The 16,191-nt window shown below is 74.2% G+C and carries 13 protein-coding genes; 5 read left to right on the top strand and 8 right to left on the bottom strand.

All coding sequences use genetic code 11. The features are described from left to right. Positions 1-79: 79 nt before the first annotated feature. A complete protein-coding gene (locus VGI02_RS08570) occupies positions 80-937 on the top strand; it encodes a polysaccharide deacetylase family protein (protein ID WP_331626885.1) in 858 nt (285 codons plus the stop codon). Between the two features lie 13 nt (positions 938-950). Here VGI02_RS08570 and VGI02_RS08565 read toward each other — a convergent pair whose 3' ends face one another. After that, positions 951-1,439 carry a DoxX family protein gene (locus VGI02_RS08565; RefSeq protein ID WP_331626884.1) on the bottom strand — a complete coding sequence of 163 codons (489 nt, stop codon included), beginning with the start codon at positions 1,437-1,439 and terminating at the stop codon, positions 951-953. 167 nt (positions 1,440-1,606) lie between these two features. Here VGI02_RS08565 and VGI02_RS08560 point away from each other — a divergent pair, with 167 nt between their 5' ends. Further along, positions 1,607-3,793: an MFS transporter gene (locus VGI02_RS08560; protein ID WP_331626883.1), complete on the top strand. Its 2,187-nt coding sequence runs from the start codon at positions 1,607-1,609 to the stop codon at positions 3,791-3,793. Positions 3,794-3,949: 156 nt separating this feature from the next. Further along, positions 3,950-5,005, top strand: coding sequence for an isopenicillin N synthase family dioxygenase (locus VGI02_RS08555; RefSeq protein ID WP_331626882.1), 1,056 nt, complete (start codon positions 3,950-3,952; stop codon positions 5,003-5,005). A 32-nt stretch (positions 5,006-5,037) separates the two neighbouring features. Here VGI02_RS08555 and VGI02_RS08550 read toward each other — a convergent pair whose 3' ends face one another. From VGI02_RS08550 to VGI02_RS08520, 7 genes are read right to left on the bottom strand one after another with little or no spacing between them, the layout of a single operon-like run. Continuing rightward, positions 5,038-6,399, bottom strand: coding sequence for an aminotransferase class V-fold PLP-dependent enzyme (locus VGI02_RS08550; RefSeq protein WP_331626881.1), 1,362 nt, complete (start codon positions 6,397-6,399; stop codon positions 5,038-5,040). Continuing rightward, positions 6,396-7,715 (bottom strand): MFS transporter, encoded by a 1,320-nt coding sequence (locus tag VGI02_RS08545; protein ID WP_331626880.1) that lies wholly within the window; start codon positions 7,713-7,715, stop codon positions 6,396-6,398. Before VGI02_RS08545 ends, VGI02_RS08550 begins: the two co-directional genes overlap by 4 nt. After that, positions 7,715-8,074 carry a hypothetical protein gene (locus VGI02_RS08540; protein ID WP_331626879.1) on the bottom strand — a complete coding sequence of 120 codons (360 nt, stop codon included), beginning with the start codon at positions 8,072-8,074 and terminating at the stop codon, positions 7,715-7,717. Before VGI02_RS08540 ends, VGI02_RS08545 begins: the two co-directional genes overlap by 1 nt. 17 nt (positions 8,075-8,091) lie before the next feature. Next, positions 8,092-9,366, bottom strand: coding sequence for a YeeE/YedE family protein (locus tag VGI02_RS08535; RefSeq protein ID WP_331626878.1), 1,275 nt, complete (start codon positions 9,364-9,366; stop codon positions 8,092-8,094). A gap of 38 nt (positions 9,367-9,404) precedes the next feature. Then, on the bottom strand, positions 9,405-11,456 hold the full coding sequence (locus tag VGI02_RS08530; RefSeq protein WP_331626877.1) for a hypothetical protein: 2,052 nt from the start codon (positions 11,454-11,456) through the stop codon (positions 9,405-9,407). Further along, entirely contained in the window at positions 11,440-13,302 is a 1,863-nt protein-coding gene (locus VGI02_RS08525; protein ID WP_331626876.1) for a selenium-binding family protein, read from the bottom strand. Before VGI02_RS08525 ends, VGI02_RS08530 begins: the two co-directional genes overlap by 17 nt. After that, positions 13,299-13,739 carry a hypothetical protein gene (locus tag VGI02_RS08520; protein ID WP_331626874.1) on the bottom strand — a complete coding sequence of 147 codons (441 nt, stop codon included), beginning with the start codon at positions 13,737-13,739 and terminating at the stop codon, positions 13,299-13,301. The genes VGI02_RS08525 and VGI02_RS08520 overlap by 4 nt, the downstream gene beginning before the upstream one ends. A gap of 706 nt (positions 13,740-14,445) precedes the next feature. Between VGI02_RS08520 and VGI02_RS08515 the strand changes: the two genes are divergently transcribed. Both VGI02_RS08515 and VGI02_RS08510 read left to right on the top strand, forming a co-directional pair. Beyond that, a complete protein-coding gene (locus VGI02_RS08515; protein WP_331626873.1) occupies positions 14,446-15,234 on the top strand; it encodes an enoyl-CoA hydratase-related protein in 789 nt (262 codons plus the stop codon). Between the two features lie 301 nt (positions 15,235-15,535). Further along, positions 15,536-16,153, top strand: coding sequence for a LuxR C-terminal-related transcriptional regulator (locus VGI02_RS08510; RefSeq protein ID WP_331626911.1), 618 nt, complete (start codon positions 15,536-15,538; stop codon positions 16,151-16,153). Positions 16,154-16,191 lie beyond the last annotated feature (38 nt).

The following is a 16,191-nucleotide window of genomic DNA, read 5'->3' as shown; positions in this document are numbered from 1 at the left end:
TGGTCCTCTCTCACGGGTTCACCCGAGTGCCTCGTGTCGCAGGCCGGGAGCGGCCCGCCCATCGCCGAGGATTCACTCCATGGGGGTACCACGCCGCACGGTCCTGCTGGGCGCGGCCGGAGCCGCGGCGCTCGCGGCCGCGGGCTGCGGTACCGGGTCGGGCTCACCCGCCCCGCCCGCGCCCGCTCCCCCACCGGCCTCGCCGCCCGCTCCCGCCGTCGACCTCGCCGCCCCGGCCGCGCAGGTGCTCGCCCGCGCGGCGGACGTCCCGGTGCTGTGCTGGCACCAGCTGCGGGACTGGCGCCCCGGCGACTCGGCCTCCTCCCGCGCCACCCTGATCTGCCCGCCCGCGTCCTTCCGCGCCCAGCTCGACGCGCTGCAGGCCGGCGGCTGGACCACGATCTCCCCCGACCAGCACCTCGCCCACCTGACCACGGGTGCGCCGCTGCCGCCGAAGCCGGTACTGCTGAGCCTCGACGACTCCCAGGGCAGCCAGATCACCACCGGTGTCCCGGAGCTGGCGAAACGCTCGATGCAGGCCACCTTCTTCGTCATGACGGTGCCCCTCGGCAAGCCGAACTGGATGACGCGCGACGACGTCCGGCGGCTGCACGACGCCGGGCACACGGTCGCCGCCCACACCTACGACCACCACCGGGCCGACCGCTACGCGGGCGCGGACTGGGACACTCAGCTGGTCGAGCCGCGCGCCGAGCTGGAGGGCATCGTCGGCGCCCCGGTGCGCCACTTCGCCTATCCGTACGGCGACTGGAACACCGGCGATTTCGCCCACCTCGACCAGGCCGGATACGTGACCGGGTACCAGTTGGGCGAGCAGCCCGTCGACCCGACGCGGCCGCTGCTCACGCTGCGCCGGATCCTCGTCGGGTCGACGTGGGACGGGCCGCGGCTGACCACCGCGATGGCCCGCCCCTGAGGCGCGGTCGAGCTCAGGCGAGGGACTTCGCGCGGGCGGCCACCGCGGCCGAGCCCAGCGCCCCCACACCGAGCGCGCCGAGGGCGACCCCCGCGCCCGAGCGCTCGATGCCCAGCGCGTGGTCCAGCGAGAGCTTCCCCGGGCCGACGGCCGCGACCGCGAACACGACCGCGGTGAGGACCGCGTTGTACTCCCAGCCGCCCTTGGTCACCCAGGGACCGTTGGGCATGTGCACGTGGTAGAACGCCGAGGCCATCGCGCCGGAGATCATCGTCGCGGCGAGCGGCGTCGCGAGGCCCGCGGCCAGCAGCGCGCCGCCGCCCGCCTCCGAGGCGCCCGCCGCCACCGCGTTGTCGCGACCCGGCTTGAGGCCCATGCTCTCGAAGCCCTGCGCGGTGCCGTCGATCCCGCCGCCGCCGAACCAACCGGCCAGCTTCTGCATGCCGTGCCCGACGAACAGCAGCCCGACCACGAGCCGCAGCACCGCCATACCGATCTTCACGAGAGCTCCCGTTGCTGAACGAAACAGTTGTCCCGTCAAGCTAACCCTCAGGTGTGGGACCTCGCGCAGCGGGGATTCGGTCGGAGGTCACAGGTGCTCCGGTCGCCTGATAGGTGCACACTACAACCGTTAATGTCGTTGCCCGCACTAAAGAACTGGGACCGCCCATGACGACGGCAACCGCCGGGCCCGTCTCGCGAACCCACCCGGACCACCCCGGATACAAGTGGCTCGCGCTGTCGAACACCACGCTCGGCGTGCTGATGGCGACGATGAACTCCTCCATCGTCCTCATCTCGCTGCCTGCCATCTTCCGCGGCATCGGCATCAACCCCCTGCAGCCCGGCAACATCAGCTACCTGCTGTGGATGATCATGGGCTACATGCTGGTCACCGCGGTGCTGGTGGTCACGCTGGGCCGGCTCGGCGACATGTACGGCCGAGCCAAGATCTACAACTCCGGCTTCGCGGTCTTCACGATCGCCTCGATCGCGCTGGCGCTCGACCCGTTCTCGGGGGGCGGCGGAGCGCTCTGGCTGATCCTCATCCGGGTCGTCCAGGGCATCGGCGGCGCCATGCTGATGGCGAACGCGACCGCGATCCTCACCGACGCCTTCCCGGCCGAGCGCCGCGGGTTCGCCATCGGCACCAACTCCGTGGCCGCGATCGGCGGCTCGTTCATCGGTCTGCTCGTCGGCGGCGTCCTCTCCGAGGTCGACTGGCGCCTGGTCTTCTGGGTGAGCGTGCCCTTCGGCGTGCTCGGCACCATCTGGGCCTACAAGACGCTGCGCGACCCCGCGGGCCGTCGCTCCCACAAGATCGACTGGTGGGGCAACCTGACCTTCGGGATCGGACTGATCCTGCTGCTCGTCGGGGTCATCTACGCCATCCAGCCCTACGGAGGTCACGCCGAGGGCTGGACCAACCCGTTCGTCCTCGGCTGCCTGATCGTCGGCGTCGTCGTGCTCGCGATCTTCTGCTTCGTCGAGACGCGCGTCGACCAGCCGATGTTCAACCTGAAGCTGTTCCGGATCCGGGCGTTCTCCTCGGGCCTGGTCGCGACGCTGATGAGCGCGCTCTCCCGCGGCGGCCTGCAGTTCATGCTGATCATCTGGCTGCAGGGCATCTGGCTGCCGCTGCACGGCTACGAGTACGAGCAGACCCCGCTGTGGTCGGCGATCTACATGCTGCCGCTGACGATCGGCTTCCTGGTGTCCGCGCCGATCTCCGGCGTGCTCTCCGACCGGTTCGGGGCGAGGCTCTTCGCGACCGGCGGGCTCGTGATCGTCGCGCTGACCTTCGTCGGGCTGCTGCTCGTCCCGACCGACTTCAACTACTGGGTCTTCGCCACGATCCTGTTCGTCAACGGGATCGGCTCGGGGCTGTTCATCTCCCCGAACATGACCGGGATCATGAACTCGCTGCCCGCCGACCAGCGCGGCGCAGGCAGCGGCATGATGTCGACGCTGCAGAACTCCGGCATGGCCCTGTCCATCGGCATCTTCTTCTCGATGCTCATCGCCGGGCTCGCCAACTCGATGCCCGCGGCCCTGTTCTCCGGCCTCACCGCGCAGAACGTGCCGGCGGGCGTCGCCCAGCAGGTCGCCGGGCTGCCACCGGTCGGGACCCTGTTCGCGGCATTCCTGGGCTACAACCCGATGCAGGAGATCCTCGGACCGCAGGTGCTCGGCGCGCTGCCACCGGACAACGCGGCGACGCTGGTCGGCAAGTCGTTCTTCCCCAACCTCGTCACCGGCGCCTTCCACGACGGCCTGGTCGTCGTCTTCGCCGTCGCCATCGCGGTGTCGCTGGTCGGCGCGATCGCCTCGCTCTTCCGCGGCGCGAAGTACGTCCACCAGGACGAGCCGGTCGCCGCGCGCATCGAGCCCGCCGAGGGCGACCCGGCCGGCCCGGCGCTCCCCGCGCCGACCGTCGACCACGCCCCCGCACCGGTCGCGACGCAGCCCGCGCCCGCCGTCGTCGGGAACGGTTCCGGCAACGATCACACCGAGCGGCAGTTCCCGACGGCACCCGCGCCGCCTCCGGCCCGTCCCGCTCCAGCGGCAGACGGCGGCGGCGTCGTCACCGGGCGGGTCACCGCGACCGACGGCCGTCCGGTGGGGGCGACCCTCACCGCGACCGACCCGAGCGGCCGCCAGCTCGGCCGGGCCCGCACGGACACCGAGGGTGCGTTCACCCTGCGCGCCCGCCCCGGCTCGGCGCTGCTCATCTGCTCGGCCCCCGGGTACCGCCCACGGGCCGAGACGGTGACGGTCGGCGCGGGAGGCGTGCGCCACGACGTCGTGCTGGAGCCCTCGGACCGGCCGGTGCGAGCCCCGGTGGCGGGAAGCTAGCCGCCTGCCCGGGCGCAGGGCCGGCTCGGGTGATCAACAGACCTGCACGGGTGCGACAGCGGCTGTCCGGCACCCGTGCAGGTCTGTTGATCTTGGGAAGCGCGGCGGCCGTGCACACGTGGCGGCGGCCGTCCCGCCTGACGCAGACTCGGTGACATGAGCGAGCTCCTGTCACGCCCCGCCGGGTCGCCGAGCACCCTCCCGGTGCTCGACCTCCGCCGGCTGCACGGCCCCGACCGGCAGGTGTTCCTCGACGAGCTGCGCCGCGCGGCCCGGGACGTCGGCTTCTTCGTGGTCACCGGTCACGGGGTGGACCCGCGGCTGGAGGCCTCGCTCGACGACACCGTCCGGCGCTTCTTCGCACTGCCCGTCGCCGAACGGCGGGCGATCGAGAACACCGGCTCCCCGCACTTCCGCGGGTACAGCCGCGTCGGCACCGAGCAGACCGGAGGCCGGGCCGACCAGCGCGAGCAGATCGACGTCGGGCCCGAGGGCGAGCCCCTCGCCCGCCACGACGGAGACCCGGCCTGGACCGGGCTCGTCGGGCCCAACCGGTGGCCTGCGGCGCTCCCGGGCCTGCGGACCGCGGTGCTCGCCTGGCAGGCCGAGGCGCTGCGGGTCAGCCGCGAGATCCTCCGCGCGCTCGCGGAGTCACTGGGCCAGGCGCCGGAGCACTTCGACCGCTGGTTCGACGAGGAGTCCCACCTGCACCTCAAGATCGTCCACTACCCGGGCGGGACGACGAGCCGTCAGGGCGTCGGCGCCCACAAGGACTACGGGTTCCTCGCCCTGCTGCACCAGGACACCGTCGGCGGCCTGCAGGTGCAGCTGCCCGACGCCCCCGACGGCACGCCCGGCGCGTGGATCGCGGCCGACCCGGTGCCGGGCGGGTACGTCGTGAACATCGGCGAGATGCTCGAGGTCGCGACCCGCGGCTACCTCACCGCCACCCGGCACCGGGTGACGAGCCCGGCGCCCGGCGTCGACCGGTACTCGGTGCCGTTCTTCCTGGGGCCGCGCCTCGACGCCGTCGTGGAGCCGCTCACGCTGCCCCCGGACCTGGTCGCCGAGCTCGGGGAGAGCTTCGACCCCGACGCGTTCGACCCGGCGCACGATCCCGACAACCCGCTGCACGCGGCGTACGGCGACAACGCGGTACGCGGCTGGGTGCGCTCGCACCCGGAGGTCGCCCGGCGCTGGGGGTGGACATAGGTGCGGTCCGCGCTCACCAGGGCGAAGCCCACCTACCAGCCGGGCACCCAACACTCCTGCGCCGGCGCGGGGCGGTAGCGCAACGCCGGGCCCTCGGCCGCCAGCGAACGCAGGCCCGCCACCAACCGGTCGACGTCGGCCCCGGTGTTCTGCAGCCCGAGGCTGGCGCGCACCACCCCGTAGCTCGCGAGCCGGTCCCCACCGGCGATCGCGGCCTCGATCCGGGCCTGCTCGGCGTCGTCGGCGCCGACCCAGCGACGGACCAGCCGGTGGTTGCAGATCGTCCCGGCGCGGACCTCGACGCCGTGCTCGGCCTCGAGCGCCGACGCGACCAGCGCGTGATGCATCCCGTCGACCCGGAACGGGACCGCGCCGATCCGGTCCTCGACGCCGTAGCGCGCCGGATCCACGGTCAGGTGCACGCCGTCCACCGCGGCGAGACGGTTCACCAGCACCTGGGTCAGTGCCCGCTCGTGCGCCTCGATCGCGTCCCACCCGGCGTCGAGGATCGCCGCAGCGGCCGCACCGAGCGCGACGATGCCGGTGGCGTTCCACGTGCCGGTCTGATGCCGCTCGGCGGGCGGGGCCCACAGCACCGATCCGTCGGAAGCGAGCATGTCGATGGAGCCGCCGCCCGGGTCGACAGGATGCCGGTCGAGCACCGCGCGCGGCAGCGAGAGCACGCCGAGCCCGAACGGCGCGTAGACCTTGTGCGCCGAGAACGCGAGGACGTCCACTCCGCTCGCCGCCATGTCGATGCGCCGGTGCGGGGCCAGCTGCGCGGCATCGACGAACAGCAGGGCCCCGGCGTCGTGGGCGAGGCTCGCCAGCGTCGCGAGGTCGGGCCGGTACCCGGTGAGGTTCGACGCCCCGGTCACGGCGACGATCCGGACCCGACCCCGCCACGCGTGCAGCACCTCGGCGAGATGCCCGAGGTCGAGGGCCCCCGCGTCGTCCGCGCGGGCCTCGACGACCTGCGCCGCGCTCTGGTGGCGCCACGGGAGGTTGTTGCTGGTGTGCTCGATCTCGGAGGTCACGACGACGTCGTCGGGGCCCAGGTCGAGCAGCCGGGCCAGGTGGTTGATGGCCGCGCTCGTGTTGGTCGTGAAGAGCAGCGTGTTGGCCTCGGGCTGCCCGAGGAACCGCTCGATCGACGCGGTCGCCTCTTCGACGGCGTCCACCGTGGCGCGCGCCCGCGGCCCGGACCCGCGGTGCAGGGCGCCGTACTCCCCGAGCATGGCGACGACGGCGTCGACGACCGCGGCCAGCGGCGGGGTCGTCGCCGCGTTGTTCAGTGCCGCGACCGGAACGCGGCGCCCGTCGGGCAGGGCGACCGGAGCCCCGGCGTCGAACACGCGGGGCAGGGCGGCGGGCGGGGCGGTGGCGAGAGTCATCGGGGGTCCTCCGGGACCTGCACGGGGAGCGGGACGGTGGTGGCGACGGGGCTCGCCGACAGCGAGCGGGGACGTGTCGGCGGCCCGGGGTCGGCCAGGGTGACGCGCAGGCCGGCCGCGACCTGGACGAGCGCGGCGGCCAGCAGCAGGGCGAGCGGGACGGCCCAGGTGCCGGTGATGTCGTGCAGCGGGCCGAGCAGCAGCGGTCCGGCCACGGCCAGCGCGTAACCCGTCCCCTGGACCTGCGCGGACAGGCGGGTGGCGTCGCCCGCGGCGCGCCGGGCGATGAGGGCCATCGCGAGCGGGAAGCCCCAGTGCGCCGTGGTCAGCAGCACCGCCCACAGCCACGCCCCGTCGGCCGGGGCCACCGCGAGCCCCGCCAGCCCGAGCACCTGCGCCGTCCCGACCCCGGCGACGAGCGCGGTGCCGTGCCCGCGGCGCACCGCCGACGGCAGCAGCAGCGCCGCGGGCAGGGCCGGGACCACGGTGACGGCGAGCAGCACCGGCGCGACGCCGGGCGCGATCCCGGCGTCGCGGTAGACCTGCGGCAGCCAGCCCATCACCGCGAAGGCGCCGAGGCTCTGCGCGCCGAAGAACACCGCGAGCGCGACCGGGCGGGGCCGGTCGGCAAGCGCGACCGGGCGGCGGCGGTCGACCGCGATCGGTGCGGTCACCGGCTCCGCCGCCGCCGACGACGGGTCTCCCCCGACGCCGGGCCGCGCCGTCCCCGACCACGCCCACCCGGCCAGGGCGGCGACCGCGAGCAGCGCCCACACGCCGAGCCCGCCCCGCCAACCCGTCCCGGTGGCCGCACCGAGCGGGACGGCGAGGGCCGCCGGGGCGGCGATCCCGACGAGCACGCCGACGGAGAACACCCCGGTCGCCCAGGGCGAGCGCGTCGCCACCAGCGGCGGCAGGACGACGTTGATCCACGCGACCGCGACCAGCACCACCGCGGTCCCGGCGAGCACGGCCGTCACCGACCCGGCCGCGGCACGGGCGAGCAGCCCGGCCGCGATCACGGCCAGGCCCCCGAGCACCACCGCCCGCGGGCCGAGGCGACGGACCACGGCCGGCGCGAGCAGGCCTGCGGCCGCGAAGACCGCCAGCGGCATCGCGGTGAGCACCCCGGCCCCCAGCGCGCCGAGCCCGAGGCCGCCGAGCGCCGGGGAGGCACGTAGCGATCCGAGCTCGGCGCCCACGGCGGTGACCGGCGAGCGCAGGCACGCCGCGGTGAGCCCGACGGCGACGAGCAGGGCCCCCGCCCCCGCGGCGTCCGGACCGGCCCGCCGGATGAGGGGACGGGAGCCCGTCATCAGTACCCGCCCGATCCGGAGGCGGACCGGGGCGAGCCCGGCGCGTCCGTCGCGCCCTGGGACTTGGCCGGCGCGCTCTCCCCCGAGACGTCCGAGAGCACGGCCAGCGGGGCCACCGCGACGCGCAGCAGCTCGGGCACGCCGAGCGTCGGATCGGGCAGCGGGGCGGCGACCCCCGGCAGGACATAGGTCGCCGTGCCGCCGGGCTCCGGCGCGAGGTGGCCGTTCCCCGCGGTGCCGGAGGTGGCGCCGGACGCGGTGTCGTCGGACGCCGGGGCCGCGGAGGCCACGCCTGCGCCGGTCGCGGCGAGGACGCCGGCGCCCAGGGCGCCGGCGACGAGACGGGTGATCGTGTGCATGGGAGATCCCTTCGAGATCAGCAACGGGAGTCGGACGGCTTGGGGTTGGCCAGTCCGAACAGGGGGCGCAGGGCGAGACCCGCGACGGTCCCGACGAGCGCCGTGAGGCCCCACAGCCAGCCGTGGAGGCTGAACGAGGCGATGCCGGAGAAGTAGGCGCCGATGTTGCAGCCGCCGGCCAGGCGCGCGCCGTAGCCCATGAGGACGCCGCCGAGCAGCGCGGCGACGATCGTGCGCCAGGGCACCGACCGGTGGAGGACGAACGCCCCGCCGAGCGCGGAGGCCACCAGGGCACCGGCCATGATCCCGAAGTCGAGGACCGAGACCCGGTCGGCCAGCACCGGCCCGGCCAGCGACTTCGCGTTCGCCGGCACGTGGAAGTACGCCCAGCTCGTCGGGTCGGCGCCGAGCACCCCGGCGATCTTCGATCCCCAGAGGCCGAACGCCGACGTCACGCCCCAGGCCTGCCCGGAGACCACCAGCACGCCGGCATTGAGGACACCGAGGAGCACCGCCCCGATCCACAGCGGCCAGGAGCCGCGGAGCAGTCGCCGCACGCCACGATCGGTGGGCGGCGCCTCGACCGGCGGCGGGTTACGGCGGCGCGCGATCGCGTACGTGGCCGCGACGATCCCGCCCATCACCAGCAGCGAGACCGCGAGCGCGCCCGGGTAGCCGAGGGTCGCCGCGAGGTTCACGGTCGGGCCCTGCGGCACGGTCTTCGTCCAGAACGTGAACGTCGCGATCGAGGCCATCGACCCGAGCACGAACCCGACCAGGGTGTAGACGATCGTCGTCTGCCCGGATCCGACCGCGAACAGCGTGCCCGAGGCGCACGAGCCGCCGATCTGCATGCCCACGCCGAAGAGGAACGCGCCGACGAACAGCGGGATCCCGACCGGGTTGAGCATCGGCGTCGCCGACCCGGTCAGGCTCAGCCCGAACGGCAGGATGATCGAGAACAGCACCGTCGCGACGGCGAGCATGAGCATGTGGGCCCGCAACGCGGCGCCCTGCCCGACGGCGACGAGCTGACGCCACGCCCCGGTGAACCCGAACCGGGAGTGGAACAGCGTGAAGCCGAGCGCGAGGCCGAGGCCGAGCACCCCGGCCATGCGTGGCCCGGCCACACCCCACGTCGCGGCCGCGAGCGCGACCCAGATGACGAGCCCGATCGCGACCACCAGCCGGTTGGCCGGTGACGCGGTCGGGGCACGGGTGAACGTCGGTTCGACCTGATGGCCGGGGCCGCCGAGCAGGCGTCTCGGCCAGGTGGCGGGGACGGTGGTCATGCACACCTCCACGGGTGCGGGGGACGGGGAAACGGGGATCACGGGAGCGGCCCGGAGAGCGGGACGACGGCGCCGCCCGGGAACCAGGCCCCGGCACGGTCGCCGTGGTTCATGCCGGGCATGCCCGGCATGACGTCGATCGCCGCGGCCGCGTAGAGCCGGGCCGGCCCGTCGGGCAGCCCGCGGGCATGCGCCCAGGCCAGGTAGCCCGACGACGACGGAGCGGCGTCCGCCGACACCATCGTGAGCAGCGCGGCGTAGCCGCGCGGATCGGCTTCCTGCGGGGTGAACGGCAGCGGGAACATCGTCGACGAGCCCGCCGCGAGCACCCCCGGCGTGAGCAGCCACGGCGCGAGGAACTGGCCGCCGGTGAAGGTCGGCGTGCGCGTGGCCCGCGCCGTGACGTCGGTCAGCGTGCCGTGCGCGGACTCCCAGCCCGACAGCACGAGCAGCCCGTCGTCGGGGTGCGGGACGTCGGCGATCGCCAGCCCGATCCTCGCCGCGGTGTCCCGGACGAGGGCGACGGCGGCCCGCGAGCGCGCCGAGTCGTCACCGGCGAGGAACATCGAGCGCAGCCCGCGGGCGTGCAGATCGGTCACCGTCGCCGTGATCTCCCGGGCGTCGCCGGGGGCGAGCGCCGTCGAGGGACAGGCGACCCCGGAGCCGCCGCCCAGCAGATCGCCGAGCAGCGCGTCCGCGCACTCCGGCCCGTCCGGACCGGCGAGCGCCGCCGCGGCGGGCGCCGCGGGCCCCGTCGTCACGGGCACCGTCGCGGTGCCGTGCGGGCCGGTGAGCGTGAGCTCGTCGGTGCCCGCGGGGACGTCGACGACCGCCCACTGTCCGGGCGCACCCGGGCGTGACGTGAACGCCGCCGGGGCGCCCCCGGCAGAGACGGAGTAGCCGGCCCGGTCGGGTGCGGGGACGGCAGGCATCCCGCCCATCCCGTCCATCCCGCCCATCCCGTCCATCCCGTCCATCCCGTCCATGTCGCTCATGGCTTGCGCGGACGGGTCCTGGTCGGCCGCATCGGAGAGGCGGATCAGGGTCGGCCCCCCCGCCGTCGGCGCGACGAGGACCGCCTTCTGCTCCACACCCACCGTGACGGGCCGCAGCAGCGCGCGGCCCGCCACCGGCGCCTGCGGGGTCCCGGGCAGGGCACCCAGGACCGCGACGGCGCCCAGCGCGAGGGCCAGCGCCCCTGCCGACCACCGGGCCAGCTCGCGACGCCGCTCGGCGTAGCCCTGTGCTGTCCCGTCGCCGGCGGTCGCCGGCACCGGGAGCAACGGACCCAGCAGTCCGGCGCCGACCAGCGGCGCGACGGCGACCGCGATCGCGACCGGGCCGTGCGCACCGCCGAACAGGTCGGCGAGTGCCGGACCGTCGACGAGCAGGGCCGCGATGCCGATCGCGGCACCCACCACCGATGCGCCCACCCCGAGCACGGCGACCCGACGACGGGTCGCCCCGTCGATCACCCGGGTCGCGACCGTCGTGGCCGCACCGAGCGCCACGGTGAGCACCACCGCGGCGAGCAGTTCGAGCACGGCGGCCGGGCCCCAGCGCACCACCGCCACCTCGAGGGCGACGGTCGTGGTGAGCAGCGCTGCCGCGACGACGGCCGATCCGAGCGGGAGCAGCACCACGAGGGCCAGGAGCAGTACGTGACCCGCGACGGCGGGCCACCCGGCGTCACCGAGGATCCCGGCGACGACGAGCGCGCCCGCCGCCACCACCCCGGCGACCCGGAGCGCGACGGTCGCCGTCGGACCGACCACCCCGCGTGCCAGGCCCAGCCCGGCGACGAGGGCGCTCGCGACCACGAGCACGACACGCACGGCGATCGAGGCCGGCGCGAGCTGCACCGCCACGAACGACAGCACCACGGGGCCGGCATCGGGACTCGCCGCGACGCCGGTGGTGATCAGCACGACGAGGCCGACCACGGTCGCGAGCGCGAGGGCGCCCGCGATCAGCAGAGCTCCACGACGGCCGGCCGGCGGGCCGACCCTCCCCGACCCGTCCTGCGACGGGTCGGGGAGGGTCGACGCCTCCGGAGCGGGCGCCGTGGTCGTGCTACTTGACGTCACCATCAGCGGTCACGAAGAGCTGCGAGTGCGGCTTCGCGTGGCCGAACGGGCCGTGCGGCCAGTTCGCGCGGTTGAAGTCGATGCACGGCTCACCGGTGTTCTCGTCCTTGAACGCGGTGTCGAGCGAGAGTTGGCCGTTCTTGCCGATGTCCTCCATGCAGACCCGGTGGTCGCCGTCGAGGCCGGTCCGGGCGACGAAGTAGTTCGCCGTGGACAGCCGCGTCGGCTCGTCGGTCTCGTGGTAGAAGCCGTCCTTGCCGAGATCGAGTGTGTCCAGGGCGCCCCAGTGCGGGCCGCCCGCCTTCTGATCCGGGTTGATCGGCAGCACGCTCTTCTCGCTCGGGCAGCCCGGGCCGGGATCGGTCTCCTGGGCCGGGGTGGTGACCGAGCAGGTCGTGCCCGTTCCCGTCCCGACCAGCTGGGAGATGTCCAGCGCGATCACGCCGCCCGCGGTGCCCTTGTCGTTCTTGCCCAGCGCACCGGGCTGACGACCCATCACGGCGTGATAGAGGGTCTTGTCATCGGGGCTGGTCTGCAGCCAGCCACCGTTGAGCCCCGAACCCGTGGTGGCGGCCGGATCGAGCTTCTTCACCGCGGCCGTGAGGTCGTAGACCTCGCGCCAGACCGGGTCCTTCGCGGTGATGTCGGGCGTGTAGAAGATCGCGCCGCCCTGCATGGACATCGTGAAGGCGCCCTGGTGCGCGGGCTGGTTGGTGACCGTGGTCTCCATCATCGCCCGGTTCTCGTTGTGGAGCGCGTCCGTCGCACTCGCTCGCGGCCCCACCGGCATGTACTTCACCGACCTGACCTTCGGATGGGTCGGATCGGAGATGTCCCAGGTCCGCAGCGTGGTGCGTCGCAACTGCGGCGACGGCGCCTTCACCGGGTCGAGGATGATCGTCCTCGGTTCGGCGTAGTCACTGGTCACCATCGTCTTCAGGTCCTCGCGGACCTGGATGCCGTGCGGGTTCGCGCAGGTCGGCGACGACAGGGCCGGCAGGTTGAGGCACTGCTTCGGGTCCTCCGGCGTCGTCGTCGCCGCCGGGGACTCGACGATCTTCCTGCCGGTCTGGTCGAACTTCACGACCTCGCCCGGCGCGCCGGCGAAGCCGTTGCCGGAGCGGACCTCGCCGTGGGTGTAGCGGCAGGGCCCCGGGGCGATCGGGCCGCCCATGTAGGTGCCGTACGCCGTGCCGTCCTTGTTGACCCAGTAGGCGTCGGGCACCGAGCCGCACGCGGTCTGCGTCGGGAGACTGATCCCCGAGAGGCCGACCGCCGGCAGCTTGCTGACGTCGAAGACGTACGTCGCGGCGCTGAACAGGCCACCGGCGTAGACCTTGTTGCCCTTGTGCCAGGCGTACTGCATGTGGTGCGGCTCGTTCTCCACCAGGGGCCCGACGGTCGCGGTGTTCACCACCTTGCCGTAGGCCGGCGAGCCCGTCGTGGCGTCGATGACGGCCATGAAGTCCGGGCCGGGCGTGGCGTTCCGCACGGCGTCCAGGGGCTTGGCCAGCGAGCCGGGCAGCTTCTTGATCGTGGGCACCGCGGTGTCGGCGGCGTTCTCGTCGCCGGTCCACACCACCAGGTACTCGGGACGCTTCCCCACGCCCTGCGCGGCCTGCTGGGACTCCTCCTGCGCGCCGGGGACCACGTGGTTCTCGACCCAGTAGTCCTTGCCGTCGGACCCCTTCACCGTCTGGCGCTGGGGGACGATGTCGGCCTGCGCGCTCAGCGCCGTCGGGATGACGATGCCTCCGGCGATCACCGCGAGCGCGGCGACGACCGTCGCGATCTTGGCGCGCAGCGAGAGGCGATCCAGCAGTCGGCGGTGCCGACCGCCGCCGCTCATGCGTAGTCCTTCGGCCCGGAGCCCGGGATGATCGCGTTCGCGCCTTCGACGGAGTTGAGCGTGCCCTCGACGGGCACGCCCCCGATCACCGTGTCGGGCTTCGCGCCGTACCGGGCGCCCTCCGGCGCCGGGGTCGGGTCGTCGGGCGTCGTCGCTGAGTCACTGTCCAGCAGCGAGGACGAGGACAGCGCACCGCCCACCACCGAGGCGGCCGGGTCAGGACCCAGCACGCCCGCGGTGGGCAGTCCCTGCACCGGCGGCAGGGCGGGCAGAGCGGGCAGACCGAGACCGGACTGGGCAGCACTGGACGGGGCGGCACCGGACTGGGCAGCACCGGGTGCCGTCGCGTCGGGTGACGTGGCGTCGGCGAACGCGGTCCCGGCGAGGCCGGGACCGGCGGTGAGCACGGCGAGCGAGCCGGCGAGACCGCCGAGCACGGCGCGTGCCGCTGGAGTCAGAACCGGGGTAGCGGGGTGTTTGGCATGGAGAGCCACGTGCGGGAACCTCTCTGATCGGGGAACGGGTCGAACTGCGGTGCTCCTCGACGCCACGCCTGCCAGGGAGGACGTCGGAGAGCACCTCGGCCCTCCTCGCAGGCGGCGCCCCGCGATCGCGTTGTCAGACGCGGACGCGGGGCGCCGCCACGCCGCCGCATGGCGGGGCGAAGGAGGGGGAGAGAACCGGGCGGCCGCGAGCGGGCAGTCCGGGGACGGAACGCCGGTCGCGAGCGACCGGGCCGTCAGCGGGTCACGAGGACCCGGTGGGTGTCGGCCGGAGGATCGGGGAAGCTCAGCCGGCCGACCCGGCACACAGCGCGCTCGCCTGCAGACGCAGGTCGACGTGGCGTCGCATCGCGAATCGCCGGGCGGTGTGCATGACCGGAACTTGACCATGGCGACACACGGACGTCAAAACCCCGTGTGCCCGCGTCGCTACGCGCAGCGCAACGGTTCCCGTGACGTACACCACACCGCATCGCGTTCACCTGGGACGGCGGAGCGAGCGTCGGCGCCGTCGATGTCGTCCACGTCTCAACGCCGTACCCACCCGTTCGAGTGACGCTGCGACGTTTCGGCGGGCGGAACCACGGGCAACCGCCGGCCGCTGTGAGTCGCGCGCCTGCCCCCGGCACACTCGGCGACCATGACCGAACTGGTGCACCTCGAGGTCGACTCCGGCCGCGCGACGATCACGCTGGACTCGCCGACGAACCGCAACGCGCTCTCCGCGCAGCTGCGTCGCGAACTCCGCGCGCACCTCGACGCCGCGCTGTCCGACGACGCCGTCCGGGTCGTCGTCCTCACCCACACCGGAACGGTGTTCTGTTCGGGGATGGACCTGCGCGAGTCGCGCGGGGCGGGCGCCGGGGACCAGGGCGTGCAGGAGGTCCCGGCGATCCTGCAGACGCTCTGGCACTCCGCGAAGCCCGTGATCGCTCGGCTCGCCGGCCCCGCCCGCGCCGGCGGGGTGGGCCTGGTCGCCGCCTGCGACATCGCGGTCGCGGCGCGCGCGGGCGCAGGAGGGAAGGGTGCGACGTTCGCCTTCAGCGAGGTCCGGATCGGCGTCGTGCCCGCCGTCATCTCCGTACCGGTCGTGCCCCGGCTGCTCCCCCGGGCCGCCGAGGAGCTGATGCTCACCGGCGAGACCTTCGACGCCGACCGGGCCGCCGCGATCGGTCTGGTCAACCGCGCCGTCGACCCGGACGCGCTCGACGCCGAGGTGGACCGCTACACCGACATGCTCGCCCGCGGCGGACCGGCCGCCCTCGCCGGCACCAAGGCCATGCTGCGCCGCCGTCCGGCCGATGACATGGCCGCCGATTTCGAGGCCATGTTGAGCCTCTCGGCGCAGTACTTCGCCTCCGACGAGGGACAGGAAGGCATGGCCGCGTTCGCCGAGAAGCGCTCGCCCCGCTGGATTCCGGAGGGCTGAACCGCAGGTCAGGGGCGGTTTCGCGGAAGTCTCGAAAAATCTCGTTCCGGGGACTCAAGCCTGATCGGGGGTCCGCCGATGGAGTGGTGTGTTCCCGCTCATGGACCGTCAGTCGTTCACCCGGCCGGCCGACCCGACCTCGTCGGTGCTCGGCGCCACCCGACGGAGTGTCGTCGGGCCGGCGTCGACGACGGCCGTCGCCCCCACCGTCCCGGCCGCGCGGTTCCCGCACGCCGAACAGCCGGTGACCGGGAGGTTCTTCACGCCCGCCGGCGACGCCGCAGGTGCGCCGGCCGGCACCATCCCCGAGCGCATCTCGGTGCTCCTGGTCGACGGGGACCCGCAGCGGCGCGAGGTCGTCGCGCGCTCCCTGGTGACCGCGGGCGCGGGCAACGTGCTCGAGGCGGAGACCTCCGCGGACGCGAGGGCCCGCGTGCTCAGCGGCCCGCCGTGCGATCTCGCCGTGGTCGACCTGAGCCTCCCCGACGGGGGCGCGCTCGGCCTCGTCGGCGATCTCCGCGCGCAGGGCTGGCGCACCGTCGTCCTCGGCGGTCCGGACGATCCCGCGGCCGCGCGGGAGGCGTTCCGGGCGGGCGCACTCGCATACCTGCTGACGACGCCGTCGGTGGGCTTCGGCGGCGCGTCACGGCGCTTCCTCGAGTCGGACGCTCCCGGCCCGCGGCCGGCGGGGGGCGCCCGGGTCCCCGGGGTCGACGACACCCCGTGCGAGCTGTCCGCCCGCGAGGTGCAGGTCCTGCAGTCCGTCGCCGACGGGCACTCGAACCACGAGATCGGCTCCGACCTCGGGCTCTCCGCGCTGACCGTGAAGAGCCACCTCTCGCGCATCGGGCGCAAGCTCGGGACCGGGGACCGCGCGCGGATGGTCGTCCTCGCGATGCGCGCCGGCGTGGTCAGCTGATCCGTCAGCGGATGTTGAGCACGATCACCAGCACGATG

The organism is Actinomycetospora sp., assembly GCF_036497245.1.
GTDB lineage: Bacteria > Actinomycetota > Actinomycetes > Mycobacteriales > Pseudonocardiaceae > Actinomycetospora.
This window is presented reverse-complemented; position numbering and strand designations above follow the sequence as displayed.